Genomic DNA, 20,864 nt, shown 5'->3' on the forward strand with positions numbered 1-20,864 from the left:
CGATGCGGCATCGTAACGCAAGGCAAGGGCCCGGACCGTGCCGAGCGGTGCGCGCCCCCACCCTTGTCATCCGCCGAGAGGCCCCGGCCGGCGGCGCTCCTCGCAGGTCAGCGGTTACGCCGGCGCACCTCGGTGAACGCGGTTTCCGCTGTGGCCCGGAGGTTGCCGATGGCCTCGCCCAGCTGCTGCTGATATCGGGCCTGGTCCCGGCGGTCCCTGGGGGGCTCGACCGCCCACACCGGCGGGAACGGAACCGGAGGCACTGCCCCGACTTTCCTTGGCCGGAGCGCGGAGCAGTGCCGGTGAGGGTTTCGGCCACAGTCCGGTCCCGGGCTGCAGACGCCCGGGCGGAATGCGGACCGCGGTGCTGATGGTCCATCAACACCTGTTGGGGCTCACCGGGCGGCTACCCGCTGTGCGCGCAGCCGGAGTCGGGCGCCGCCCGCCCGATGGTGCCGGCACCCCGCAAAGCCCCCCTCCCTGGGCATGGTCGATACGGCGGCTCGGATGGGGCGGCATGCTATCCGACCCGGCGCCCGCTCCGAAGTAGACCCAGCAGCGGCTCCAGCGACCGTACGACCTGCCCCGCGCCCGCCGCGCGCAGAACCTTCTCCTTCGCCTCGTTACGCGCGTAGCCGAGGAACGGAACGCCTGCCTCACGGGCCGCGAGCAGGTCGGAGGGGGCGTCTCCGATCATCAGGGCCTTGGCGGGCGGGGCGCCCGTCCCGTTCAGGGCGCGGTTGAGGCAGTGCGGGTCCGGCTTGAGGAGGTGCAGGTCCTGGGTGCGGCCGTAGACATGGGGGGCGAAGCAGGCGTGCAGACCGCGCTTGTCGAGGTAGGCCCGGACCACCCGGGGGGAGTTGTTGGTGGTGATGGCCAGGCGCGAGCCGACGGCCGTCCAGGTGCGGATCAGGGGGTCGGCGTAGGCGGTCGGCAGGGCGGAGGCGGCGGCCCGCAGCTCCTCCTGGGTGAGCCGTTCCTCCACTTCGGCGACGAGGTCGCTGCCCGGATGCCGGCGGTCCACGGCGCGCAGCACGACCTGCGGGTCCAGCGTGTCCCGCTCGGTGTCGGTGAGCAGCCCGCGCAGGCCCTGCAGCTCGAGCCACTCCACCAGCTCGGCGGCCACGCGCGCCGCCTTGTGCCTGGCGAACAGGCGGCAGATCGGCCCGTCGAAGTCCCACAGGACGACCCGCGCAGCTGTGATCAGTTCCCGTAGCTTCTCGATCTCGTTCGCATCAGAAGTCGCATCAGAAGTCACTAGGAGAGTGTCAGGTCCGTCGTGATGGTTTCCCAGAGGGCGTCGAACCACTTCTGGGATTGCTCGACGAACGCCGCGTCCCGCTGACCGGCCCGCTTCTCGAAGGAGAAGAGGAGGGACTCGGAGCCGACGGTGTCGTACATCTCCAGCGTTCCGCTGTCCGTCGGCTCCTCGCGGCGCGTGATCATGTAGTACGCGTACAACGCCTCGGACCCGTTGAGCAGGTACAGCTTGGCCGGCGGGGTGAACGGCAGGGCCCGGAAGGTGACGTGTACGTCGATGTCGTGGGTGGAGCGCAGGGCCTGGAGGTTGTACTGCAGGACCTGTCCCTGGGCGTTGCGCATCGCCAGCCAGCGCTGGTGCACGGTGTCGTCGTCGGGGCGGGCGTCGACCGAGACCGGGAAGGCGAGGTTGATGTCCCGGGACGGCAGCAGGATGCGGACGTCGATCCGGTCGGGGCGCAGGCGGCCCTCGTGGATCAGGCGGAGCGGCTCGCCCAGGGCGGGGATCAGGGACTGCGCGGTCAGGCAGGCCGCGTCGATGCGCACGTGCGGCGCGCAGAACGCCTCGGTCAGCCGGGGGGCGAGGCCCACCATCGTCGGCTGGGGTTCGTCGTGGGTGGGGGCCGGCCCGGCGATGCGCGGGGGGCTGCCCTTGCTGACGTTGCTGAGCAGGCCGTCGTCCGCGAGTACCCGAAGGGCCTGGCGTACGGCACCGCGCTCCACCCCGAACTCCTCGGCCAGCTCGGCCTGGGTGGGCAGCCGATCGCCCGCCTTCAGGCCGCCGGTACGGATGCGTTCCCGCAGGATGTCGGCGATCTCGCGGGGCGTGAGCCTTCTGCTGCCGTTCACTGCCACGTTCTCCTGGGTCACAACCAAACGCTACAACCCTGATCCATCTATGGGGAGTTGTTGCGAAGTTGTTTGCGAGTGACGACCAAGTGGGGACAACCTAATCAGAGTTGGTTGCCAACTTGGTCGAGTTGGCAGACCGGAAGGGGGAACCACCATGCCCGTCCTCGCACTCCTCTGCGCCGTCCTCGCCGTCGGCTTCGAGCAGCTCGTCCAGTGGAAGTACGGCGCCGCCGGCATCGTCGGACTGCTCCTGCTCTCCGTCGGCATCAAGGCCAAGAGCCCGGCGGTCAGCTCCGCCGGGGCCGTGCTGCTCGCGGTGCTCCTCGCGGGCCCCGCCCTCTGATCCCGGCCTTTGCTACGTCAGCACCAGCTCCGAACTGATCGTCTCCCACAGCGCGTTGAACCACAGGTGGGACTGCTCCACGAACGTGGTGTCACGCGGGTCGCCGCCCTGTTCGAAGGCGAACAGCAGCGACCGCGTGCCCTCGGCGTCGTACAGCTGCAGGTGCTCGTGGTCGATCTCCCGCTCGCGGCGGCTGAGCGTGTAGTACGCGAACAGCGCCTCGGACCCGTTGAGCAGATACAGCTTGACCGGCGGCGTGAACGGCAGCGCGCGGAAGGAGACGCGCACGTCGATGCGGTGCGTGGTGCGCAGCGCCTCCAGGTTGTGCCGCAGCACCTGGCCCTGGGCGTTGCGCTGGGCCAGCCAGCGCCGGTGCAGCAGGCCGCTGTCGGAGGCCTCCACCGGCGCCGGGAAGGCGAGGTCGATGTCCCGGCTGGGCAGCAGCACCCGGACGTCGATCTTGGCCGGTTTCAACTGTCCGGCGTGGATCTGGCGCAGCGCGACGCCCAGGGCCAGCGTGAGCGAGACCGAGGTCAGACAGAGGGCGTCTATCTCGACGTGCGGGGCGGCGAAGGCGGCCGCGATGCGCGGGGCGAGCCCCACCATGGTGGGCTGCGGCACCGCCGGGACGGCCACGGGGCGGGCCTGCTCCTCGGGCGCGGCCACGGTGGCGGGGCTGCCCTTGGACACGTTGGTGAGCAGGCGCTCCGACTGCAGGATGCGCAGGGCCTCCCGTACGGCCCCGCGCTCCACGCCGAACTCGTCGGCCAGCTTGGCCTGGGTGGGCATGCGCTGGCCCGGTCGCAGCACACCGGAACGGATCCGGGCGCGCAGTTCGTCGGCCACCTCGCGATGTGACGTGCGTGACCGCTGTGGCCTCTTCCGTTCACTGGCGGAGGCGTGTTCCGGGTCCACGAACAAACACTACAACTTCCCGCCATCTTCCGGCAGTTCACGGAAAGGTGGTTATGAGCCGCTTCCAAGCGGAGATAAGTACAGTGAAGTTGGTAGCCAACTTGAACAACATGGTCGAGCTTCCCCAGGGGTTGGCCGATCGGGCTCCCTTCCGGAGGGGAGCCGGGAGCCCGGGCAGGGGGCGGCCACCGGAGCGCACAGTCACAACTGAACAGCCGGCACAGCCACAACTGAACACGGTCATGGCACAGCCACAACTGAACAGTCAGCTACGGATGCACAGTCAGCGTCGGCCGGACGAGGGGAGCCTCAGAAGATGTCCGGGCACCACGGTCGCCCGGGCGTGCGAAACAGGGCGTCGGCCTTCCGGGCGGCGCCCTCTCGTTCTTCCCGGACCCGGCCGAGCGCGGCGAGCCGCACCAGGGACTCGTCCCCGAGCCAGACCGTGGCCAACTCGCCCACCGGCAGCGTGAGATCGACGGCGGCACCGCCCGCCGGAGTGCAGGACGCACCCTCCGGCGAGGCCTCCAGGCGGAACCGGCCCCCGGCCGGTCCACCCTCGTCCAGGACCTCCAGCACCAGCGAGCCCGTGCCCTCGTACGTCCGCGCCTCCAGGGCCCGTACGACGTCCAGGATCCGCACCCACAGCCAGTCCGCGTGGTCGGTGACCCTGGCCGCGCGCGGGTCGGGCAGGAAGAACGGCAGCAGGTCGTCCGGGCCGCGCCAGCCACTCTTGACCTTCGTGATCCAGTCGATCGAGCACAGGTACCGCCACAGGGCACCCTCCGCCGCGGGGGTCGCGGCGATCAGCCAGTTGACGTCGGCGGTGTTGTGCGGCTGCTTGTCGTGCCAGTTGTCGTCGCACTCGTACGACACCAGGCCCTCCACCTCGCCGGAGGCGGAGCGGTGCACGGCGTAGAACGGCTCGGTCCAGTCGCCGCCGAAGCGGACGGCGCCGGTGTTCACCTGCCACCACAGCTCGCCCCGGCTGACCGCGCCGGGCTGGGCGCGGCGGACCCGCTCATGCAGCTCGGGACCGAGCTTGCGGACGTCCTCGGCGTCCACGAGGTCGATCCGGCCGCCGTCCTCCGGACCGGACCAGCGCGGATCGAGGCCCGCGCGGGGGACCTCCACGGTCCACTGGGTCGTCCAGGTCGCCGGGCCGAAGCCGTAGCGGCCGTAGATCGGGTACTCGGCGGCGATCAGGGTCGCGACGACGTCACCACGCTCCTTGGCCGCCGCCAGGTCCCGGCTCATCATGCGGGTCAGCAGGCCGCGGCGGCGGTGCGTGGGGGTCACGGTCACGTTGGAGACGGCGTTCGCGGGGACGGGGGTACCGCCCACCGCGGTGACCTCCTGGGCGAAGGAGCGGTACGTCGCCACACAGCGGCCGTTGTCGAAGGCACCGAGCAGCCGGCCCTCGACGAACTGCCGGCGACGCGCGTCCAACTGCTCGGCCGTCAGCACCGGCGCCCGCAGGAACCCGGTGTTCAGAGCGCGGTGCCAGTCGGCGAAGTCGGCCTCGGTCACGGTGCGGACGTCGTTGGTCATGGGGTCACGGTAGGCGCGCGGCCCGGGCCGTGTCGCACTGTTTTCTCCCACCCGCCCACCCGGCTTCCGCCCCCCTCACACGCGGGTCCCGTCAGGTCAGGAGATCGTCCACCTGTGCCTCGCCCACCCGGTAACGGCGGGCGATCTCCCCGCTGCAGTCGTCGGTGATGCGCTGCAGGCGCTGGCGGCGCCGGGAGACCTCCTGCTCGTAGCGGACCAGGCGGCCCATGGCGGTGGTCAGTTCCAGGTCGGTGCGGGCCTCCAGGTCCGACAGCTCGACCTCGCCGAGCATCTCCGCGGCCAGCAGCCGGTACTCCTCGTTGTGCGGGGTGCCGAGCGTGACATGGCGGGCCGAGGAGCGCTGCCGGGCCGGTGCGTCGGTGAGGATCTCCGGGAGCCGCTCCACCACGGAGGCGTCCGCGGGCGCCGGCACGGACGCCCGGCCGCGCCGGGCCAGTTCCGCGCGCAGGATGTCGATCCGGCCCTGCAGCAGCCGCCGCACATAACTGAGGTCCGCCTCGTCGCGCTGCGCGTCACGGCGCAGGACGCGCAGTTCCGGCAGGCTCAGCCGGGCCAGGTCGTGCTCGGGCGGCTCCGCGGGCAGCGACGGGCCGGACGGACCGTCGGCGCGCTGCGCGGGCGGCCGGTACGTCTCCAGCCGCCCGGTACTCGGTGTGCTCATGTGCGTGTGACCGTCCCCTCGACCCGCGTATGGAAGCATCGTGCCACCCCAAGTGGCAGCTATGTGACCGAGTGCCCCCGAACGGCCCCAGATGGGGGCTTAAGGAGCAATAATGGACCGCCTGTGACCGCGGCCGGGGCACCCGGCATGATGGTCGGCATGCGTGCGGTGGTGCAGAGAGTGGACGGCGCGAGTGTCGTCGTGGACGGCGAGACGGTGGGCGCGATCGAGGGCGAGGGCCTGTGTGTCCTGGTGGGCGTGACCCACGAGGACACCAAGGAGAAGGCGGCCCAACTGGCCCGCAAGCTCTGGTCGATCCGCATGCTGCACGACGAGAAGTCCTGCTCGGACATCGACGCCCCGCTGCTCGTCATCAGCCAGTTCACCCTCTACGGCGACGCCCGCAAGGGCCGCCGCCCCACCTGGAACGCGGCGGCCCCCGGCGATGTCGCCGAGCCCCTGGTCGACGAGGTCGTCGCCCAGTTGCGCGCCTTGGGCGCGACGGTGGCGACGGGCCGGTTCGGGGCCCGGATGCGGGTGTCCCTGACGAACGACGGACCCTTCACGGTGCTGCTGGAGATCTAGGGCTCGGGGACCTCCAGGACTCCTGGAGGTCCGGAGCTCCTGAAGGACCAGCGCTCCTGGAGCCTTACGGCTCGACGACCACTTCCTGGGCCGCCGCAGTCTCCCCCGCCACGAGCCTCGCGTCGGTCGGGACGTTGCGCTTCACCAGGGCCAGGGCGATCGGGCCCAGCTCGTGGTGGCGTACCGACGTCGTCACGAAGCCGATCTTGCGGCCGTCGGGGCCCTCGTCCGCGAGGCGGATCTCGGTGCCGTGGACCGGCAGGTGGACCTCGCTGCCGTCCAGGTGCAGGAAGACCAGGCGACGCGGCGGCTTGCCCAGGTTCTGTACGCGGGCCACCGTCTCCTGGCCGCGGTAGCAGCCCTTCTGGAGATGGACCGCGGTGCCGATCCAGCCCAGCTCGTGCGGGATCGTGCGGTGGTCGGTCTCGAAGCCGACGCGGGGCCGGTGGTGCTCGACGCGCAGCGCCTCGTAGGCGAGCAGACCGGCCGCGGGGCCGAACTCGGCGGCGAAGGACTCCAGGTCGGCACGGGGCAGGAAGAGATCACGGCCGTACGCCGTCTCGCGTACGACGACGCCCTCCGGTGCCTCGGCGATCGACCCGGCCGGCAGGTTGACGACCGCGAAGTCGGCGGTGCGGTCGGCGACCTCGACCCGGTAGAAGAACTTCATCGACTCCAGGTAGGCGAGCAGCGTCTCCTGGGTGCCGGGCTCCACATGGGCCCAGACCGTCGTCCCGTCGTCCACCAGGTACAGCGCGTGCTCGATGTGGCCGTGCGCGGAGAGGATCAGTGCCTCGGTGGCCTCGCCCGCGGGCAGTTCGCTGACGTGCTGGGTGAGCAGCAGATGCAGCCAGGTGAGGCGGTCCTCGCCGGACACGGTGACCACCCCGCGGTGGGAGAGGTCGACGAATCCGGTGCCGTCGGCGAGGGCGCGCTGCTCGCGGAACAGGTCGCCGTAGTGGGCGGCGACGCCTTCGTCCACACCCTCGGCGGGAACGGCGCCGGGCAGGGACAGCAGAGGGCTTTTCATACGGGTAAGCCTACGACTTGGTACTTGAACCCTTGAGCGAACAGTCTTGGCAGCGGCCGAAGATCGCGAAGTGCTTCATGTCGGTGTCGAAGCCGAACTGCCCCCGCAGCTTGGCCGTGAACTCGGCGGCCACGTCCACATCGGCCTCGATGACGTTCTCGCAGTCGCGGCACACCAGGTGCAGATGGTGGTGGCGGTCGGCGAGGTGGTAGGTGGGCGCACCGTGGCCGAGGTGGGCGTGGCTGACCAGGCCCAGCTCCTCCAGCAGCTCCAGCGTGCGGTACACGGTGGAAATGTTGACCCCCGACGCGGTCTTCCTCACTTCACCGAGGATGGCGTCGGGGGTCGCGTGCTCAAGGGTGTCCACGGCTTCGAGCACGAGTTGCCGCTGCGGCGTCAGCCGGTAGCCGCGCTGCCTGAGGTCGCTCTTCCAGTCGGTGCTCACCACACTGGAAAGTCTAGAGCCACCCGGCGGAAGGCCTACTTGAAGAACGCGATGCCGTCGTCGGGCAGGTCGTCCGGAAGGGCCTTGGCCCAGCGCTCGACCTCCTCCGGGGTGACGACCTTCTTCAGGTGTGCCGACATGTAGGGGCGCAGCTCGACCTCGGGGGTCTGCTTCTCGCCGACCCACATGAGGTCGCTCTTGACGTAGCCGTACAGGCGCTTGCCGCCGCTGTAGGGCTGGGCGGCGGCCGTGCGCGCCACCGCGTCCGTGACCAGGTCGATCTGCGGCTTCTTGTCGGCCAGCTCGCCGTACCAGATCTCGATGACGCCGTCGTCGCGGGTCATCGTGACCTCGACCTTGCGGCCGGCGTCGATCCGCCAGAAGCCGGACTCCGACTCCAGCGGACGGACCTTGTTCCCGTCGTTGTCCAGCACCCAGGTGCGGGAGTGGTACTCCAGGAAGTCCCGGCCGTCGTGGGTGAAGGTGACCTCCTGCCCGAAGTTGCACTTCTGCGAGCCGGGGAAGTCGTGGACGCCCGCGCCCGCCCAGTTCCCGAGCAGGAAGGCGAGGGGGACCAGGTCCTTGTGGAGGTCGGACGGGATCTCGATCATGAGCGGCAGTTCCTAGGTCTGGGTCAGCGCTGGCCCTGGTACAGCTTCTTCACGGTCAGCCCGGCGAAGGCGAGGACGCCGACGCAGACCAGGACCAGCAAGGTTTCGAAGAAGATCTCCACGGGTGCTCCTTGAGCGAGGGTGGGCGTACGACAGAGCCGGGCCCCAGCTTACGCGGCCGGGGCCCGGCACTCCTGGCCAGGTGTGCCTCAGCCGAGCAGCTGGCTCTGCAGGGTGACCGTCTGCTGGAAGGGTACGGCGAGGGCACCGCCCTTGCGGGACTGCAGGATCACCGCGAAGACGTCCCCCGCCGAGACGTAGGCCTGTCGGACCTGCTCGGCGCCGTACGGCTTCGACTCGACGTAGGCGACACATTCGGTCCGCGAGACCGCCGCCGCCTTGGGGAAGCCCTCGTCGTAGGCGGACTCTCCGGAGCCGCGCACCTGGCGGGCCGGGGTGCTGTATGCCACGTTGTCGCTCGCGAACTTCGTCTCCACGACGTTCGCCGTGCCGAACTGCAGCAGGTAGATGCGGGTCCGGGTGCCGTCCGGGGTGCTCCAGCCGCGGGCCGCGATGTGCCGCAGACCGGTGTCCACGAGTTTCTGCCGCAGCTCGTCCCGCTCCTCCTTGAGGGCGTAGCCAGCCAGCCGTCCGAGCCGCGCAGCGCCTTGTCCTCCTTGGCGCCCTCGGGCGCGGGCAGGAGCAGGGCGCGCAGGTCGGCGTAGTGGGCGCCGGCCGGGTTCGCGTCGGCGAACGGCCCGGGGCTGCCGGAGGGCAACGGCGGCCTGGTCAGCTCCGGGTAGTCCCAGCGGCCGTCCGAGGCGGTGGCCAGCCCGGGGAGGTCCGTCCGGTCCATCCGGGTGATCCCGTACGCCGTTCCCGCCCCGACCGCCGCGAAGACGGTGACGGCTGCGGTCCAGCGAAGGACGGCCCGCAGGGCTCGGCGGTCCTTGCCGGGGGCGGCGGGCGGCGGGGCCCCGGCCCCGGGGAGCGTCGGCGCCGCGGGCTGCGGATCGGTCGCGGTCGTCGTTTCCTGCGGTGTCTCCCGCGTCGTCTCCTGCTCGCTCATACGGCCTCCCCCGGCTCGTCGATACGGTCGAGTTGGGTGCGCAGGAGCTTCGCGACCCCCTCGGTGTCGAGTGGCTGCCCGCCCGTCGCGGTGGCGGTGACCAGGATGTCGCCGACGTACGCGGAGCAGAGCATCGTGTCGAGGCCCTCGTCGGTGCCCTTGGGCGAGCGGAAGCACCTGGCGTTCTCGTAGCCCTTGATCCTGGGGCCCGCGCGCAGGCTTCCCAGGGCGGCGAGGAACGCGTTCTGGGAGGTCGAGGCGGAGCGGACCGCCGCCCTGTCCTCCATCTGGGCCAGCACGATGCTCACCGAGTAGTCGCCGTCGTTCCACATGTTGGCCTGTGACGCCCCGCTGAAATAGCTGCGCATCGCCATGCCCTTGATGTGCTGCCGGTCGATCTGCTGCTCCAGCCGCTTGCGCAGGGACCGGGGCAGACCGCTCACCGACTCCTTCCGCAGCGCCGTGGCCTGGGCACCGTTGAGTTGCGCGTCGGAGCCGAACTGTCCGATGTCGGGGCCGCGGACCCAGAGACCGGTCCCGTACGGCACGAGCATGCCGGCGAGCCCGGGCCGCGCCGCCACCCTGTCCTTGTCGGCCGTCACCCTGGGCAACTTCCAGACGGGAGCACCCGCGTCGCGGTCGGCGCCCTGCACGGTCACGACGGTGTAGCCCACCCCGGCGACGAGGGCTCCGGCCAGTAGCGCGGAACCGGCGACGGCGGCGACACGGCCCCGGCGGCGGGGCTCGTTCTGCTTCTCGGTCACAGCCGCTCCATCTGCCGCTCGGCCAGGTCCATGATCGTCTTCTTGCTGATCGGCTTGGTGCCGTAGATCCAGATCTCCATCGCGACGTCCCCGCGCCAGGCGTGCGCCTCGGCGCTGTAGAACGGCCCGCGGTTGTCGACATACGCCCTGCCGTCCCCGGTTCCGGGGATGCTCCAGCTGTCGGTCGGGGACGCGGACTCCGCGTCGTCCTGGAGGTTGTGGCTGGTGTCGACGGCCCCCAGGGAGTCCTCCTGCCGGTACTGGACCAGCCGGATGTTCACGGCGTACGCGCTGCCGACCTTCCAGCCGGTGACGCCGCCCGGCGGAACTCGTGTCCCACGAGATCGCTGAACTTCTCGCCCGAGTCGGTGTACTCGTCGGCGTACGCGGCCAGGCCCATCCAGCCGTCGGCGGGCACCCAGTCCGCCTCCCTCGCACCGTTCGGCTTCTTCAGCAGCAGCTTGCGCAGGTCGCCTTCGGTCTTGATCCTGCGGTCCTGCGCAGCCGAGAGCGGCTCGACCTCGCCCTTGGCCTGCTTGATCACCGGCTGGGAGAGCGACGGCAGCCTCGTGGGCTCGCGGTCGGCCTGGACCAGGTACCCGGCACAGGTGCCGGCGACCAGGCCGAGCAGGACGGCGGCGCCGATCAGCCGGGGCGTACGGCCGTGCCGGCGGGGCCGGGACAGGTCGGGCGCATCCGGCACGACCGGTGCGTCCGGAGCGTCGGATCTCTCTTCTGTTGCTTCCAAGACGTCTCCCGGATCAGGGGAAGCGCGGATTCCGTCATCCGCGCGCACAGAAGACTCATGGCATGTGCATGGAGTTGTAGGGGAAAGGATTACGATTCGGCCATGGCGAAGAAGCTCGTGATCAAGGTGACCGCCGGGGCCGACGCACCCGAGCGCTGCTCACAGGCGTTCACGGTGGCGGCGGTGGCCGTGGCCAGCGGGGTCGAGGTCTCGCTGTGGCTGACCGGGGAGTCGTCCTGGTTCGCGCTGCCGGGGCGGGCCGCCGAGTTCGAGCTGCCGCATGCCGCGCCGCTGCCGGACCTGATCGACTCGATCCTCGCGGCCGGCCGCATCACGCTGTGCACGCAGTGCGCCGCCCGGCGCGAGATCACCGAGAAGGACGTCCTGGAGGGCGTCCGGATCGCGGGCGCGCAGGTCTTCGTGCAGGAGGCACTCGGGGACGAGACGCAGGCTCTCGTCTACTGAGCAGCCCGTCTCACGACCTGGGCCGCTTCTTGCCGTCCAGCTCGTCCCACCACTCGTCGGACTGCGGGTCGCCCGAGGGGTCGTCCCACCAGCGGTCGTCGGGACCGCGCCGGTTGGCCACCATCGCGGCCACGGGCGGGATGAGCATGGCGACCACGCACATGCCGACCGCGACGGGGATCGACCAGAGGCGTACGACCGCCCACGCCAGGACGAAGAGACCGATGCAGGTCCCCATCATGGCGAGGTACACATGACGTCGCCTCGCGAGCACAACTCCAGGGTAGGTCCGGACAGGCCGAAGGGCCGCACCCCAGGCGTCCAACCCGGGGGGTGCGGCCCTTCGGCCGGTTCTGAGGTTGCTCAGACCGCGATCGCGACCTCCGCGAGGCCGCCCTGCTGGGCCACGACCGTGCGGTCGGCGGTGGCGCCGGGGACGAGGGCGCGGACGGTCCAGGTGCCCTCGGCCGCGTAGAAGCGGAACTGTCCCGTGGCGGAGGTGGGCACCTCCGCGGTGAACTCGCCGGTCGAGTCCAGCAGGCGGACGTAGCCGGTCACCGGCTCGCCGTCGCGGGTCACCTGACCCTGGATCGTGGTCTCACCGGGCTTGATCGTCGAGGCGTCGGGGCCGCCGGCCTTCGCTCCACACATGTCTTTCTCCAGAGGGGTCTGACCAGAAGGTCGGGTCGGGATGGGTTACTTGTTGGCGCCGAGCTCGATCGGCACGCCGACGAGGGAGCCGTACTCGGTCCAGGAGCCGTCGTAGTTCTTGACGTTCTGGACGCCCAGCAGCTCGTGCAGCACGAACCAGGTCAGGGCCGAGCGCTCACCGATGCGGCAGTAGGCGATCGTGTCCTTGGCGAGGTCCACCTTCTCGTCGGCGTAGAGCTCCTTGAGCGCGTCGTCCGACTTGAAGGTGCCGTCGTCGTTGGCGTTCTTCGACCACGGGATGTTGCGGGCGGTCGGGACGTGGCCCGGACGCTGCGACTGCTCCTGCGGGAGGTGGGCCGGGGCGAGCAGCTTGCCGGAGAACTCGTCGGGCGAGCGGACGTCGACGAGGTTCTGCGAGCCGATGGCCGCCACGACGTCGTCGCGGAAGGCGCGGATCGAGGTGTCCTGGGCCTTGGCCCTGTAGTCGGTCGCGGCGCGCTCGGGCACGTCGGCGCCGTCGACCAGCTCGCGGGCGTCCAGCTCCCACTTCTTGCGGCCGCCGTCGAGGAGCTTGACGTTCTCGTGGCCGTACAGCTTGAAGTACCAGTAGGCGTACGACGCGAACCAGTTGTTGTTGCCGCCGTAGAGGATCACCAGCGTGTCGTTGGCGATGCCCTTCTTCGACAGGAGCTTCTCGAAGCCCTCCTGGTCGATGAAGTCGCGGCGGACCGGGTCCTGCAGGTCCTTGGTCCAGTCGATGCGGATCGCGTTCTTGATGTGGTTCTTCTCGTAGGCGGACGTGTCCTCGTCCACCTCCACGATCGCGATGTTCGGGTTGTCCAGGTTGTCCTGGACCCAGTCGGCGTCGACGAGGACGTCGCTGCGGCTCATGCTCTTCTCTCCTCCGGGGCAGTTGCGGCGAGGCGTGCGAGTGCGTACGGGTACGGCTCCGGTTCGTCCGGAGGCGCACGGGTGCCCTTCCATCAGGGCGGGGGTGAGATGCGGAAGTCAGGGACTTTCGCTCAGAAGGGGCGACAGAGCATGGCGGCAACGCGGCACAGGTCGACTGCCCGCCGCTTCGTGAGATCCGCCTGTCGCTTCATGGCCCCGATCGTAGGGACGTCCGGGCAGGCGTGTCACCGGCGTGTCGGACTGTGAGACGAGATCGTCCGAATAATGGGATACGGAACGCGCCCGGGGCGTCGCGGGACGGCCTCCGGGCGCTTGCGCCGGTCGGTGCATCTGCGGTGCGGACGGCTGCGTCTCGCCTTTCGGACACCCACCGTTTCAGCCGGCTGTCGTACTACCCCGCCAGCTTGACGTTCGAACCCTTCACGCTGATCTCCACACCGTCCTTGGCGGCCTGCACCTTGTCCAGCTTGATGCCGCCGGGGAGCTGGTCGATCTTCACCTCGGAGACGTCGAGCGCCTGGTTGCCGAACTTGGGCAGCCCGTCGGCATGCACCTTCACGGTGTCGCCCTGGACGGTGACCGTGCCGAGCACCGGGACCGGCACACCGGCGACCACGACCGTGGCCCTGACCTTGCCGTTGCCGCCGTAGGAGAGGCCGGTCACCTTGCCGGTGGCACCCAGGGGCAGGGCGACCGGGTCGTCCTTGACCGCGCTCAGCAGCTGGTCGTAGGCGATCGTCGCGGTGCCGGACGCGGCGGCCGCCGTGGCGGAGCTGTAGTCGCCGGAGAAGTCGACGCTCTTCATGTCGGCCTTCAGGTCGTCGATGCGGATGGTCCTGCCGTTGGTGCCGGTGGCCGCCTCGTAGTTCTTGATGCCGACCTCGACGTCGTCCAGGGAGCCGCCCGCGACCTGGGTGAGGAAGGGGAAGCCCTTGATGTCCACGTCCGGGGTCGACGCCAGGTTCTGCGTCGTCCTCAGCTTGTCCGCGGCCTCGCCCTCGGCGAAGTGCACGGCGACGCGGTCGGCGATCACGAAGAGCCCGCCCAGGATCACGACGAGGATCAGGATTATTCGCAGGGCGCGCATGGTGGTGTTTCCCCCGGGTCGGCGGTCGTGTGCGGTGGTGTACCAGTACGCCACGGTAACCGGACGCACCGGACCGCCGGGGGGTTGTGGATCACTTGTGACAAGGCGCAGCGCCGTCGACCGTGTCCGTTCTCGCGGCGCCGCGTGCTTCTGCTGCCGCCGGCACCCCTCGTACAGCAGACCCCGGGCCGGCCCTCATGCGCGGTGCTCCTGTCGCTGGTGCTGGCGAAGCAGGACGTTCGCGTCGGTCTCGGCGCTGCGGTCGTACACCGCCCGCGCGACCTCCCGCCGCTCCGCCAGCTGCAAGCATGCCGGGCACCCCGGCACCGGCCGGGGCGGACGGCTGACGGCGTCGAGCGGCGGAGGCGACGGCAGTGCCGAGGTGCGGTCGTTCGCGGCGCGGACACCGGCGTGGAGCCGTTCCCGGTCCGTGGCCGGGCGCAGGGCGTCGGGGTCGGCCTGCCACTCCCGGCCGCCGCCGACGGGGCGCAGCATCGCGTACGGCCCCGACCGGTCCTGGTACTCACCGATTCTGTCGGTGGCGGGGTCGTAGAGCAGAGTTCCGGGCTCCATGGGTTTGCCTCCTTTTACCCAATATCCATACGGAATGCGACAGTTGAACTACTCTGCGCATTCCTGGGTGTTACGAGCATGGCCCAGGACGGAGGCGGATACGCGCAGAACGGCCGCCAGATCCACAGCGGGCGGCCCAAATTCCACAAATTCCACAGCCAGGAGGGGTGCGGTGCCGCAGCGGAGGGCGATCACGGGGGCGTGGTGCGGTGTCCCGCTGAGTGACTCAGGCGGTGGCTGGTCGCGCCCACGCGGCGGAGCCGCATATCAGACACAGCCCCGCGAACCATCCCCCACGCGCCCGCAGGCGAAGACGGCCCGCAGGTCAACGGCGCTCAGCCCAGGGCGCGCCCCAGTACCCACACCACCGGCGCCGCCGCCGACAAGGGAAGCGCCACGCCCGCCGTGAAGTGGACGAAACGGGACGGGTAGTCGTAGCTGGCGACCCGGTGGCCGATCAGAGCGCAGATCGCGGCCGCCGCTCCCAGGGCGGAGCCCTTCGCGCCGAGGCCCGTCATGCCGCCGACCGCGATACCCGCGCCGGCGGCGGCCAGCACCGAGACCGCGACCGACGCCGGGGTCGGCAACGGCAGCGCGCGGGCCAGGATCGCCACGGCCACCGCCGCCGCGCCCACCGGGACCGCGTGCGGGTCGGCGGCCAGGTAGCCCGTCGCCAGGACCGCGAGGGACGAGGAGGCGACCGTCGCCATCAGGCCGTACATCCGCTCGTCCGGCGAGGCGTGCGAACGCAGCTGGAGGACCAGGGACAGCAGGACCCAGAGGCCGAGGGTGCCGAGGATCGCGGCGGGCGCGTGATCGCGGCCCGCGGCCAGGACGGCCACGTCCGCGGTGAGCGCGCCCAGGAAGGCCAGCGCGATGCCCTGCCGGGCGGGCCACATGCCGTTCAGCCGGAACCAGCCCGCCGCCGTCACGGCCTGGAGCAGCACCAGCGGTACGACGAGGGCGTACGAGGCGACGGGGGCCGTCGCGGCGAGGAGCAGGCCCAGCCCGGCGGTGAGCAGCGCCGGCTGCATGCCGGGCTCGATGATCGGGGAGCGGCCCTCCAGGCGGGCCCGCTGCGCGTCGGTGATGCGGGAGTTGCCGGAGAGGGTGGCGGGGCCGTAGGCGGGATCCCCCTCGGACTCGGCCGCAGGCGCCGACTCGGGCGCGGACTCGGGCGCGGACTCCGGCTGGTGGTGCTGGGGCGCGGGCTGCTGCTGGTACTGCTGGGGCTCGGCGGCCGGTGCCTGCGGGGCGTACGGCTCCCGCGGCGGCAGGTACGCCGTCTCCGCCGCGTGCACCTGCGCGTGCGTCTGCGTCTCCCAGGTCTGGCCCTGCCACTGCTGGGTGTGCTGCGGGTCGTACCCCGCGTGCGGGTACGGGTCGGCGTACTGGCCCTGCCCGCCTCCGTACTGGTCGTACCCGGCCTGGGGCTGCTGCCCGGGCCAGGCCTGCGGCGCCGCCTGGTGCTGCTGGTGTTGCTGCTGGTGCTGCTGGTGCTGCTGGTGCTGCTGGTGCTGTCCGTACGGGTCGTAACCCTCATACCCCTCGTACGGCCCGCCCTGATACGGCTGGTCGCTCATCGCCTTCATCCTCCTGCGAACGGCGGGAGCACCTCGACCGTGCCGCCCTCGGCCAGCCGTACCGTCTCATGTGCGCGGGTCCCCACGGGGTGACCGTCGACGATGAAGGAGCATCGCTGCAGGACGCGCGTGAGTTCACCGGGGTGTCGCTCACGCACCGCGGCGAGCGCGACGGCGAGGGTGGCCGCGTCGTACGGCTCCTCGGCGACCTGGGCCGCGGCCTTGGCAGCGGCCCAGTAGCGGACCGTGACCTTGGGCATCTGGTTCCTCAATCGACGACAGGGACTGAAAACTGAAAAGGGACTGACAAGAGACTAGGGACGGACGGTGTCAGGCTAAGGCACCCTGGCGGTGCCGGAACGCGCGCGGCCGACGGCCCAGTCGCCGATCCGGGCCAGCAGGGCCTCGTCCGCCGCGTGCTCGGCGTGGCCCATGCCTGGCTCCAGCCAGAGTTCGGCGTGGTCACCGGCCGCGTCGGCGAGCATCCGGGGGTGGTCGAGAGGGAAGTAGCCGTCACGGTCGCCGTGCACGATGAGCAGCGGAGTGGGGGCGATCCTCGGGACCGCCTGCACCGGGGAGAGCGGCACCGGGTTCCACTCACGGTGGTGGATGCGGGTGCGCAGACCGTAGCGGCCGACCAGGCGGCCCTCGGGGCGGGTGACCAGCCAGTGCAGCCGGCGCATGGGGGCCGTGCCCCGGTAGTACCAGCGCGCGGGGGCGCTGACCGAGACCACCGCGTCGACCGTGCCCGGGTACAGGGCCGCGTGCCGCAGCACCACCGAGCCGCCCATGGAGAAGCCGACGGTCACCACGCGGGCGTGCCCGAAGCCGCGCGCCCACTCCACCGCGGCGGCCAGGTCCAGCACCTCCTTGTCGCCGACCGTGGACCGGCCGCCCGAGGCGCCGTGGCCGCGGAAGGAGAAGGTGACGACGGCGCCGTAACGGGCGAGCGCGCCGGCCACCCTTCGTACATGCGGCCGGTCGACGTCCCCGGTGAAGCCGTGGGCGATCACGAACACCGGGTCGCGGGAGGGTGGACGGGAGGCGGCCGGCGCTGCTTCGTATACGACCGCTGCCGGGTTGTATACGGAATCGACCGGAACTCCGTCGGCCGTGCGCACAAACGTCCTGATAGGGCCCCGTCTGCCTGTCTCGGGATTCGGACGAACGGTGGAACGTGCCGTATGACCTGCCGGACGGTTGCTCATGTGGGCTATTCTGCTGGGCAGAGGACTCGGGCAGCGTAGCCCCCGGGTCCTTTTGTGCTTTCGGAAGCGTTGTATACGAAGCGGGAAACCTCAGGCGAACGCTCGTGTACGGGGCCTACGGGATCGCACCGCACACGTCCTCGCAGGGACCGAGGAGGAACCAGACGTATGAGTTCTCTGCTGCTCCTGACCAACGCCCTCCAGCCGTCGACGGAGGTGCTGCCCGCACTCGGTCTGCTCCTGCACAACGTGCGGGTCGCCCCGGCCGAAGGCCCCGCCCTGGTCGACACCCCGGGCGCCGACGTCATCCTCATCGACGGCCGCCGCGACCTGCCGCAGGTGCGCAGCCTTTGTCAGCTGCTGCGCTCGACCGGCCCCGGCTGCCCGCTTCTCCTCGTCGTCACCGAGGGCGGCCTGGCCGCCGTCACCGCCGACTGGGGCATCGACGACGTCCTGCTCGACACCGCGGGCCCGGCCGAGGTCGAGGCCCGGCTCCGGCTCGCGATGGGCCGCCAGCAGATCGTCGCCGACGACTCCCCGATGGAGATCCGCAACGGCGACCTGTCCGTGGACGAGGCGACCTACTCGGCCAAGCTCAAGGGCCGGGTCCTGGACCTCACCTTCAAGGAGTTCGAACTCCTCAAGTACCTCGCCCAGCACCCGGGCCGGGTCTTCACCCGCGCCCAGCTGCTGCAGGAGGTGTGGGGCTACGACTACTTCGGCGGCACCCGGACCGTCGACGTGCACGTACGGCGGCTGCGCGCCAAGCTCGGCCCCGAGCACGAGTCGCTGATCGGGACCGTCCGGAACGTCGGTTATCGATTCGTTACGCCCGAAAAAGGCGACCGGTCCGCTGACGACTCCAAGGCCAAGGCGGACCGGGAAAAGGCGGAGGATGCGGGCGCATCGGCCGTCCTGGACGGCTCCGAGGTCCACGCGGACGCATAGCGGAGGCATGGGAACCGCTTGTGCGGGGCATTGCTACCGCACAGTCGGCATGCGATACGCCCTGCCCAGAGCGGGTCCATCCGCGTAGACTCCGCGCGTGGCCAAGGTGACTCGGGATGACGTGGCACGGCTGGCTGGGACTTCCACCGCCGTCGTCAGTTATGTCATCAACAACGGACCCCGGCCGGTCGCCCCGGCCACGCGCGAGCGTGTCCTCGCGGCGATCAAGGAGCTGGGGTACCGGCCCGACCGGGTCGCCCAGGCGATGGCGTCGCGGCGCACGGACCTCATAGGCCTGATCATCCCGGACGCCCGTCAGCCGTTCTTCGGCGAGATGGCCCACGCCGTCGAGCAGGCCGCCTCCGAGCGCGGAAAGATGGTGCTCGTCGGCAACACCGATTACATCGGCGAACGCGAGGTGCACTACCTGCGCGCGTTCCTCGGTATGCGGGTGTCGGGCCTGATCCTGGTCAGCCACGCGCTGAACGACCTCGCGGCCGCCGAGATCGAGGCCTGGGACGCCCGGGTGGTGCTGCTGCACGAGCGCCCGGAGGCCATCGACGACGTCGCCGTCGTCACCGACGACCTGGGCGGCGCCCAGCTCGCCGTACGCCACCTGCTGGAGCACGGCTACGAGTACGTGGCCTGTATGGGCGGCACGGCCGAGACGCCGGCCGTCGGCGACCCGGTCTCCGACCACGTCGAGGGCTGGAAGCGGGCCATGGCCGAGGCGGGCATCTCCACCGAGGGCCGCCTGTTCGAGGCGCCGTACAACCGCTACGACGCCTACCGCGTGGCCCTGGAGGTCCTGTCCGGTCCGAACCGGCCGCCCGCCGTCTTCTGCTCCACCGACGACCAGGCGATCGGCCTGCTGCGGGCCGCGCGCGAGCTGCGCATCGACGTGCCCGGGGAACTGGCGGTGGCCGGGTTCGACGACATCAAGGAGGCGGCGCTCGCCGACCCGCCGCTGACGACGGTCGCCTCGGACCGCTCCGCGATGGCCCGGGCCGCGGTGGACCTGGTCCTGGACGACGGCCTCAGGGTGGCGGGCTCGCGGCGCGAGCGGCTGAAGACGTTCCCGTCCCGGCTGGTGGTCCGCACCAGCTGCGGCTGTGTCTGAGCCCTTCACGAGGCCGAGCCGTTCATGAAGGGCTCGTGAGAGCCCGACCCGAGCCGCGAGGAGCGTCTTTATATCGGGCAAACGAGGTTCTGTCGGGCTTCTCAGGGAGCACTCAGGAAGCTCTCATGGTCGCGGGACATCCTCATGCCATGACCGAGAGCCAGGGCGCTTACAGCCAGCAGCACAGCTACTCCGCTCCCGTGAACCCCCAGTGGCCGGCCCCGCCGCCGTACGAGCCCCCGACGGCCACGATGCCGGCTCCCGAGCCCGGCCCCGCGCCGAGGCGGGGGCGCACCCGCGGCCCGATAGGGCTGCTCGCGGCGGTGGCGATCGTCGCGGCCGCGGTCGGCGGCGGCACGGCCTACGCCTTCCAGGAGCTGACCGGCAAGGACACGGTCGCCTCCACCGGTACGACGACCACGGTGGTCCCCTCCAGCAAGAGGGGCGACGTCGCCGCGATCGCCGCCGCGGTCAGCCCGAGCGTGGTCGAGATCCAGGCGACGCTCAGCAACGGCTCGTCCACCGGCTCCGGCGTGATCATCACCGGTGACGGCGAGATCGTCACCAACAACCACGTCGTCTCCGGCGCCACCTCCGTCAAGGTGCGCACCAGCGACGGCGAGAGCTACACCGCCGAGATCGTCGGCACCGACAGCTCCAAGGACCTCGCGCTGATCAAGCTGAAGGACGCCTCCGGTCTGAAGGCCGCCTCGCTCGGCAACTCCGCGAACGTCCAGGTCGGCGACTCGGTCGTGGCGATCGGCTCTCCCGAGGGCCTGACCGGCACCGTCACCAGCGGCATCGTCTCCGCGCTCGCCCGTGACGTGACCGTATCCACGGACGAGAACCAGGGCCAGAACCAGGGCGGCGACGGGCAGTGGCCGTTCCAGTTCGGCGGCCGCCAGTTCAACGGCGACACAGGCTCGTCCACCACCACCTACAAGGCGATCCAGACCGACGCCTCACTCAACCCCGGCAACTCCGGCGGGGCGCTGATCGACGCGAGCGGCAACATCATCGGCATCAACTCCGCGATGTACTCGTCGAGTTCGCAGTCCTCGTCGTCCTCGGACGCGGGCAGCATCGGCCTGGGCTTCGCGATCCCCGTCAACACCGTCAAGTCCGACCTGGCCAAGCTGCGGGCGGGCTCCACCAGCTGAGCCCCGCGGGGCACGAGGGAGTACGTCATGATCATGCAGGTTTCGCACCAGACCGCCGGCACCGGTCCGGCCGACCTCACCCTGGCCCTCTCGGTCGCGCACGCACTGCACGCGCCGGCTCCGCGCGCACCGGAGGTGCCGCCCGTCCCCCAGCTGATGGGCCTGCGCACCTCGGCCGGCCGCCCGCACCGCCGCAAGGTTCCACTGCACCGGCTCTCCGCGATACGCGAGCTGAGCACCTCGGGCGTCTGAGCCCGGCACACGTGCCCGGCGGCCTCGGCTCGTGCGAGGCTGAGAGACAC

General features: G+C 70.8%; 28 protein-coding genes and 1 pseudogene. 7 read left to right on the forward strand and 22 right to left on the reverse strand.

What is annotated here, in order from left to right:
- Positions 1-107: 107 nt before the first annotated feature.
- From ACWC5O_RS31490 to ACWC5O_RS31500, 3 genes are all read right to left on the reverse strand, one after another.
- Positions 108-263 carry a hypothetical protein gene (locus tag ACWC5O_RS31490; RefSeq protein WP_450590376.1) on the reverse strand — a complete coding sequence of 52 codons (156 nt, stop codon included), beginning with the start codon at positions 261-263 and terminating at the stop codon, positions 108-110.
- A 257-nt stretch (positions 264-520) separates the two neighbouring features.
- Complete coding sequence (locus ACWC5O_RS31495) at positions 521-1,258, reverse strand: HAD family hydrolase (protein ID WP_450590375.1); 738 nt, start codon at positions 1,256-1,258, stop codon at positions 521-523.
- Positions 1,258-2,136 carry a GntR family transcriptional regulator gene (locus tag ACWC5O_RS31500; protein ID WP_450590374.1) on the reverse strand — a complete coding sequence of 293 codons (879 nt, stop codon included), beginning with the start codon at positions 2,134-2,136 and terminating at the stop codon, positions 1,258-1,260. Before ACWC5O_RS31500 ends, ACWC5O_RS31495 begins: the two co-directional genes overlap by 1 nt.
- A 130-nt stretch (positions 2,137-2,266) precedes the next feature.
- Here ACWC5O_RS31500 and ACWC5O_RS31505 point away from each other — a divergent pair, with 130 nt between their 5' ends.
- Positions 2,267-2,455: a hypothetical protein gene (locus ACWC5O_RS31505; RefSeq protein ID WP_450590373.1), complete on the forward strand. Its 189-nt coding sequence runs from the start codon at positions 2,267-2,269 to the stop codon at positions 2,453-2,455.
- Between the two features lie 12 nt (positions 2,456-2,467).
- On the opposite strand, the gene ACWC5O_RS31510 is transcribed toward ACWC5O_RS31505, so the two are convergent.
- The 3 genes from ACWC5O_RS31510 to ACWC5O_RS31520 all read right to left on the reverse strand — a co-directional run bounded on the left by ACWC5O_RS31510 (position 2,468) and on the right by ACWC5O_RS31520 (position 5,603).
- The gene (locus tag ACWC5O_RS31510) at positions 2,468-3,376 is read right to left on the reverse strand and encodes a FadR/GntR family transcriptional regulator (protein ID WP_450590372.1); all 909 of its coding nucleotides are present in this window, start codon (positions 3,374-3,376) and stop codon (positions 2,468-2,470) included.
- 303 nt (positions 3,377-3,679) lie between these two features.
- On the reverse strand, positions 3,680-4,921 hold the full coding sequence (locus ACWC5O_RS31515) for a GNAT family N-acetyltransferase (protein WP_450590371.1): 1,242 nt from the start codon (positions 4,919-4,921) through the stop codon (positions 3,680-3,682).
- Positions 4,922-5,012: 91 nt separating this feature from the next.
- Complete coding sequence (locus ACWC5O_RS31520) at positions 5,013-5,603, reverse strand: RsiG family protein (RefSeq protein WP_450590370.1); 591 nt, start codon at positions 5,601-5,603, stop codon at positions 5,013-5,015.
- Positions 5,604-5,762: 159 nt separating this feature from the next.
- Here ACWC5O_RS31520 and dtd point away from each other — a divergent pair, with 159 nt between their 5' ends.
- The gene (gene dtd, locus ACWC5O_RS31525; RefSeq protein ID WP_225833917.1) at positions 5,763-6,188 is read left to right on the forward strand and encodes a D-aminoacyl-tRNA deacylase; all 426 of its coding nucleotides are present in this window, start codon (positions 5,763-5,765) and stop codon (positions 6,186-6,188) included.
- 64 nt (positions 6,189-6,252) lie between these two features.
- Here the strand turns inward: dtd and ygfZ are convergent, their stop codons facing one another.
- From ygfZ to ACWC5O_RS31560, 7 genes and pseudogenes are all read right to left on the reverse strand, one after another.
- Positions 6,253-7,218, reverse strand: coding sequence for a CAF17-like 4Fe-4S cluster assembly/insertion protein YgfZ (ygfZ, locus tag ACWC5O_RS31530; protein ID WP_450590369.1), 966 nt, complete (start codon positions 7,216-7,218; stop codon positions 6,253-6,255).
- Positions 7,219-7,228: 10 nt separating this feature from the next.
- Positions 7,229-7,666, reverse strand: a complete 438-nt coding sequence (locus tag ACWC5O_RS31535) for a Fur family transcriptional regulator (protein ID WP_386573755.1) — start codon at positions 7,664-7,666, stop codon at positions 7,229-7,231.
- A gap of 32 nt (positions 7,667-7,698) precedes the next feature.
- Positions 7,699-8,274, reverse strand: coding sequence for an FABP family protein (locus tag ACWC5O_RS31540; protein ID WP_450590368.1), 576 nt, complete (start codon positions 8,272-8,274; stop codon positions 7,699-7,701).
- A gap of 209 nt (positions 8,275-8,483) precedes the next feature.
- A pseudogene (locus ACWC5O_RS31545) lies at positions 8,484-9,343 on the reverse strand (hypothetical protein).
- The gene (locus ACWC5O_RS31550; RefSeq protein ID WP_450590367.1) at positions 9,340-10,107 is read right to left on the reverse strand and encodes a hypothetical protein; all 768 of its coding nucleotides are present in this window, start codon (positions 10,105-10,107) and stop codon (positions 9,340-9,342) included. Before ACWC5O_RS31550 ends, ACWC5O_RS31545 begins: the two are co-directional and overlap by 4 nt.
- A complete protein-coding gene (locus ACWC5O_RS31555) occupies positions 10,104-10,388 on the reverse strand; it encodes a hypothetical protein (RefSeq protein ID WP_450590366.1) in 285 nt (94 codons plus the stop codon). Before ACWC5O_RS31555 ends, ACWC5O_RS31550 begins: the two co-directional genes overlap by 4 nt.
- Positions 10,385-10,855, reverse strand: coding sequence for a hypothetical protein (locus tag ACWC5O_RS31560; protein ID WP_450590365.1), 471 nt, complete (start codon positions 10,853-10,855; stop codon positions 10,385-10,387). The genes ACWC5O_RS31555 and ACWC5O_RS31560 overlap by 4 nt, the downstream gene beginning before the upstream one ends.
- A 102-nt stretch (positions 10,856-10,957) precedes the next feature.
- Here ACWC5O_RS31560 and ACWC5O_RS31565 point away from each other — a divergent pair, with 102 nt between their 5' ends.
- Entirely contained in the window at positions 10,958-11,320 is a 363-nt protein-coding gene (locus ACWC5O_RS31565) for a DsrE family protein (RefSeq protein WP_094217032.1), read from the forward strand.
- 10 nt (positions 11,321-11,330) lie between these two features.
- On the opposite strand, the gene ACWC5O_RS31570 is transcribed toward ACWC5O_RS31565, so the two are convergent.
- From ACWC5O_RS31570 to ACWC5O_RS31610, 9 genes are all read right to left on the reverse strand, one after another.
- Positions 11,331-11,594 (reverse strand): DUF3099 domain-containing protein, encoded by a 264-nt coding sequence (locus tag ACWC5O_RS31570; RefSeq protein ID WP_450590364.1) that lies wholly within the window; start codon positions 11,592-11,594, stop codon positions 11,331-11,333.
- 89 nt (positions 11,595-11,683) lie between these two features.
- A complete protein-coding gene (locus ACWC5O_RS31575) occupies positions 11,684-11,971 on the reverse strand; it encodes a DUF1416 domain-containing protein (protein WP_010351646.1) in 288 nt (95 codons plus the stop codon).
- Positions 11,972-12,016: 45 nt separating this feature from the next.
- Positions 12,017-12,862, reverse strand: coding sequence for a sulfurtransferase (locus ACWC5O_RS31580; protein ID WP_450590363.1), 846 nt, complete (start codon positions 12,860-12,862; stop codon positions 12,017-12,019).
- 131 nt (positions 12,863-12,993) lie between these two features.
- Positions 12,994-13,074 carry an Ms5788A family Cys-rich leader peptide gene (locus tag ACWC5O_RS31585; protein ID WP_350751515.1) on the reverse strand — a complete coding sequence of 27 codons (81 nt, stop codon included), beginning with the start codon at positions 13,072-13,074 and terminating at the stop codon, positions 12,994-12,996.
- A gap of 200 nt (positions 13,075-13,274) precedes the next feature.
- Positions 13,275-13,970, reverse strand: coding sequence for an LmeA family phospholipid-binding protein (locus ACWC5O_RS31590; RefSeq protein ID WP_450590362.1), 696 nt, complete (start codon positions 13,968-13,970; stop codon positions 13,275-13,277).
- A gap of 195 nt (positions 13,971-14,165) precedes the next feature.
- Positions 14,166-14,543, reverse strand: coding sequence for a hypothetical protein (locus ACWC5O_RS31595; protein ID WP_450590361.1), 378 nt, complete (start codon positions 14,541-14,543; stop codon positions 14,166-14,168).
- Between the two features lie 335 nt (positions 14,544-14,878).
- Positions 14,879-16,126, reverse strand: coding sequence for a hypothetical protein (locus tag ACWC5O_RS31600; protein WP_450590360.1), 1,248 nt, complete (start codon positions 16,124-16,126; stop codon positions 14,879-14,881).
- 5 nt (positions 16,127-16,131) lie between these two features.
- Entirely contained in the window at positions 16,132-16,386 is a 255-nt protein-coding gene (locus ACWC5O_RS31605) for a MoaD/ThiS family protein (RefSeq protein WP_450590359.1), read from the reverse strand.
- Positions 16,387-16,461: 75 nt separating this feature from the next.
- The gene (locus ACWC5O_RS31610; RefSeq protein ID WP_450590358.1) at positions 16,462-17,334 is read right to left on the reverse strand and encodes an alpha/beta hydrolase; all 873 of its coding nucleotides are present in this window, start codon (positions 17,332-17,334) and stop codon (positions 16,462-16,464) included.
- Positions 17,335-17,502: 168 nt separating this feature from the next.
- Between ACWC5O_RS31610 and ACWC5O_RS31615 the strand changes: the two genes are divergently transcribed.
- The 4 genes from ACWC5O_RS31615 to ACWC5O_RS31630 all read left to right on the forward strand — a co-directional run bounded on the left by ACWC5O_RS31615 (position 17,503) and on the right by ACWC5O_RS31630 (position 20,814).
- Positions 17,503-18,282 carry a winged helix-turn-helix transcriptional regulator gene (locus ACWC5O_RS31615; RefSeq protein ID WP_450590357.1) on the forward strand — a complete coding sequence of 260 codons (780 nt, stop codon included), beginning with the start codon at positions 17,503-17,505 and terminating at the stop codon, positions 18,280-18,282.
- A gap of 97 nt (positions 18,283-18,379) precedes the next feature.
- A complete protein-coding gene (locus tag ACWC5O_RS31620) occupies positions 18,380-19,402 on the forward strand; it encodes a LacI family DNA-binding transcriptional regulator (protein ID WP_450590356.1) in 1,023 nt (340 codons plus the stop codon).
- A gap of 149 nt (positions 19,403-19,551) precedes the next feature.
- Entirely contained in the window at positions 19,552-20,562 is a 1,011-nt protein-coding gene (locus tag ACWC5O_RS31625) for a S1C family serine protease (RefSeq protein WP_450590355.1), read from the forward strand.
- Positions 20,563-20,589: 27 nt separating this feature from the next.
- The gene (locus tag ACWC5O_RS31630) at positions 20,590-20,814 is read left to right on the forward strand and encodes a hypothetical protein (protein ID WP_450590354.1); all 225 of its coding nucleotides are present in this window, start codon (positions 20,590-20,592) and stop codon (positions 20,812-20,814) included.
- Positions 20,815-20,864 lie beyond the last annotated feature (50 nt).

It is taken from the genome of Streptomyces sp. NPDC001450, assembly GCF_053597295.1.

Coding starts and splice junctions, on each gene's coding strand:
- ygfZ (WP_450590369.1), bottom strand. CDS start 7,218: ATGAAAAGCCCTCTGCTGTCCCTGCCCGGCGCCGTTCCCGCCGAGGGT.
- ACWC5O_RS31575 (WP_010351646.1), bottom strand. CDS start 11,971: ATGTGTGGAGCGAAGGCCGGCGGCCCCGACGCCTCGACGATCAAGCCC.
- ACWC5O_RS31605 (WP_450590359.1), bottom strand. CDS start 16,386: ATGCCCAAGGTCACGGTCCGCTACTGGGCCGCTGCCAAGGCCGCGGCC.
- ACWC5O_RS31515 (WP_450590371.1), bottom strand. CDS start 4,921: ATGACCAACGACGTCCGCACCGTGACCGAGGCCGACTTCGCCGACTGG.
- ACWC5O_RS31615 (WP_450590357.1), top strand. CDS start 17,503: ATGAGTTCTCTGCTGCTCCTGACCAACGCCCTCCAGCCGTCGACGGAG.
- ACWC5O_RS31590 (WP_450590362.1), bottom strand. CDS start 13,970: ATGCGCGCCCTGCGAATAATCCTGATCCTCGTCGTGATCCTGGGCGGG.
- ACWC5O_RS31585 (WP_350751515.1), bottom strand. CDS start 13,074: ATGAAGCGACAGGCGGATCTCACGAAGCGGCGGGCAGTCGACCTGTGC.
- ACWC5O_RS31630 (WP_450590354.1), top strand. CDS start 20,590: ATGATCATGCAGGTTTCGCACCAGACCGCCGGCACCGGTCCGGCCGAC.
- ACWC5O_RS31600 (WP_450590360.1), bottom strand. CDS start 16,126: ATGAGCGACCAGCCGTATCAGGGCGGGCCGTACGAGGGGTATGAGGGT.
- ACWC5O_RS31565 (WP_094217032.1), top strand. CDS start 10,958: ATGGCGAAGAAGCTCGTGATCAAGGTGACCGCCGGGGCCGACGCACCC.
- ACWC5O_RS31610 (WP_450590358.1), bottom strand. CDS start 17,334: ATGAGCAACCGTCCGGCAGGTCATACGGCACGTTCCACCGTTCGTCCG.
- ACWC5O_RS31580 (WP_450590363.1), bottom strand. CDS start 12,862: ATGAGCCGCAGCGACGTCCTCGTCGACGCCGACTGGGTCCAGGACAAC.
- ACWC5O_RS31520 (WP_450590370.1), bottom strand. CDS start 5,603: ATGAGCACACCGAGTACCGGGCGGCTGGAGACGTACCGGCCGCCCGCG.
- ACWC5O_RS31540 (WP_450590368.1), bottom strand. CDS start 8,274: ATGATCGAGATCCCGTCCGACCTCCACAAGGACCTGGTCCCCCTCGCC.
- ACWC5O_RS31625 (WP_450590355.1), top strand. CDS start 19,552: ATGACCGAGAGCCAGGGCGCTTACAGCCAGCAGCACAGCTACTCCGCT.
- dtd (WP_225833917.1), top strand. CDS start 5,763: ATGCGTGCGGTGGTGCAGAGAGTGGACGGCGCGAGTGTCGTCGTGGAC.
- ACWC5O_RS31505 (WP_450590373.1), top strand. CDS start 2,267: ATGCCCGTCCTCGCACTCCTCTGCGCCGTCCTCGCCGTCGGCTTCGAG.
- ACWC5O_RS31595 (WP_450590361.1), bottom strand. CDS start 14,543: ATGGAGCCCGGAACTCTGCTCTACGACCCCGCCACCGACAGAATCGGT.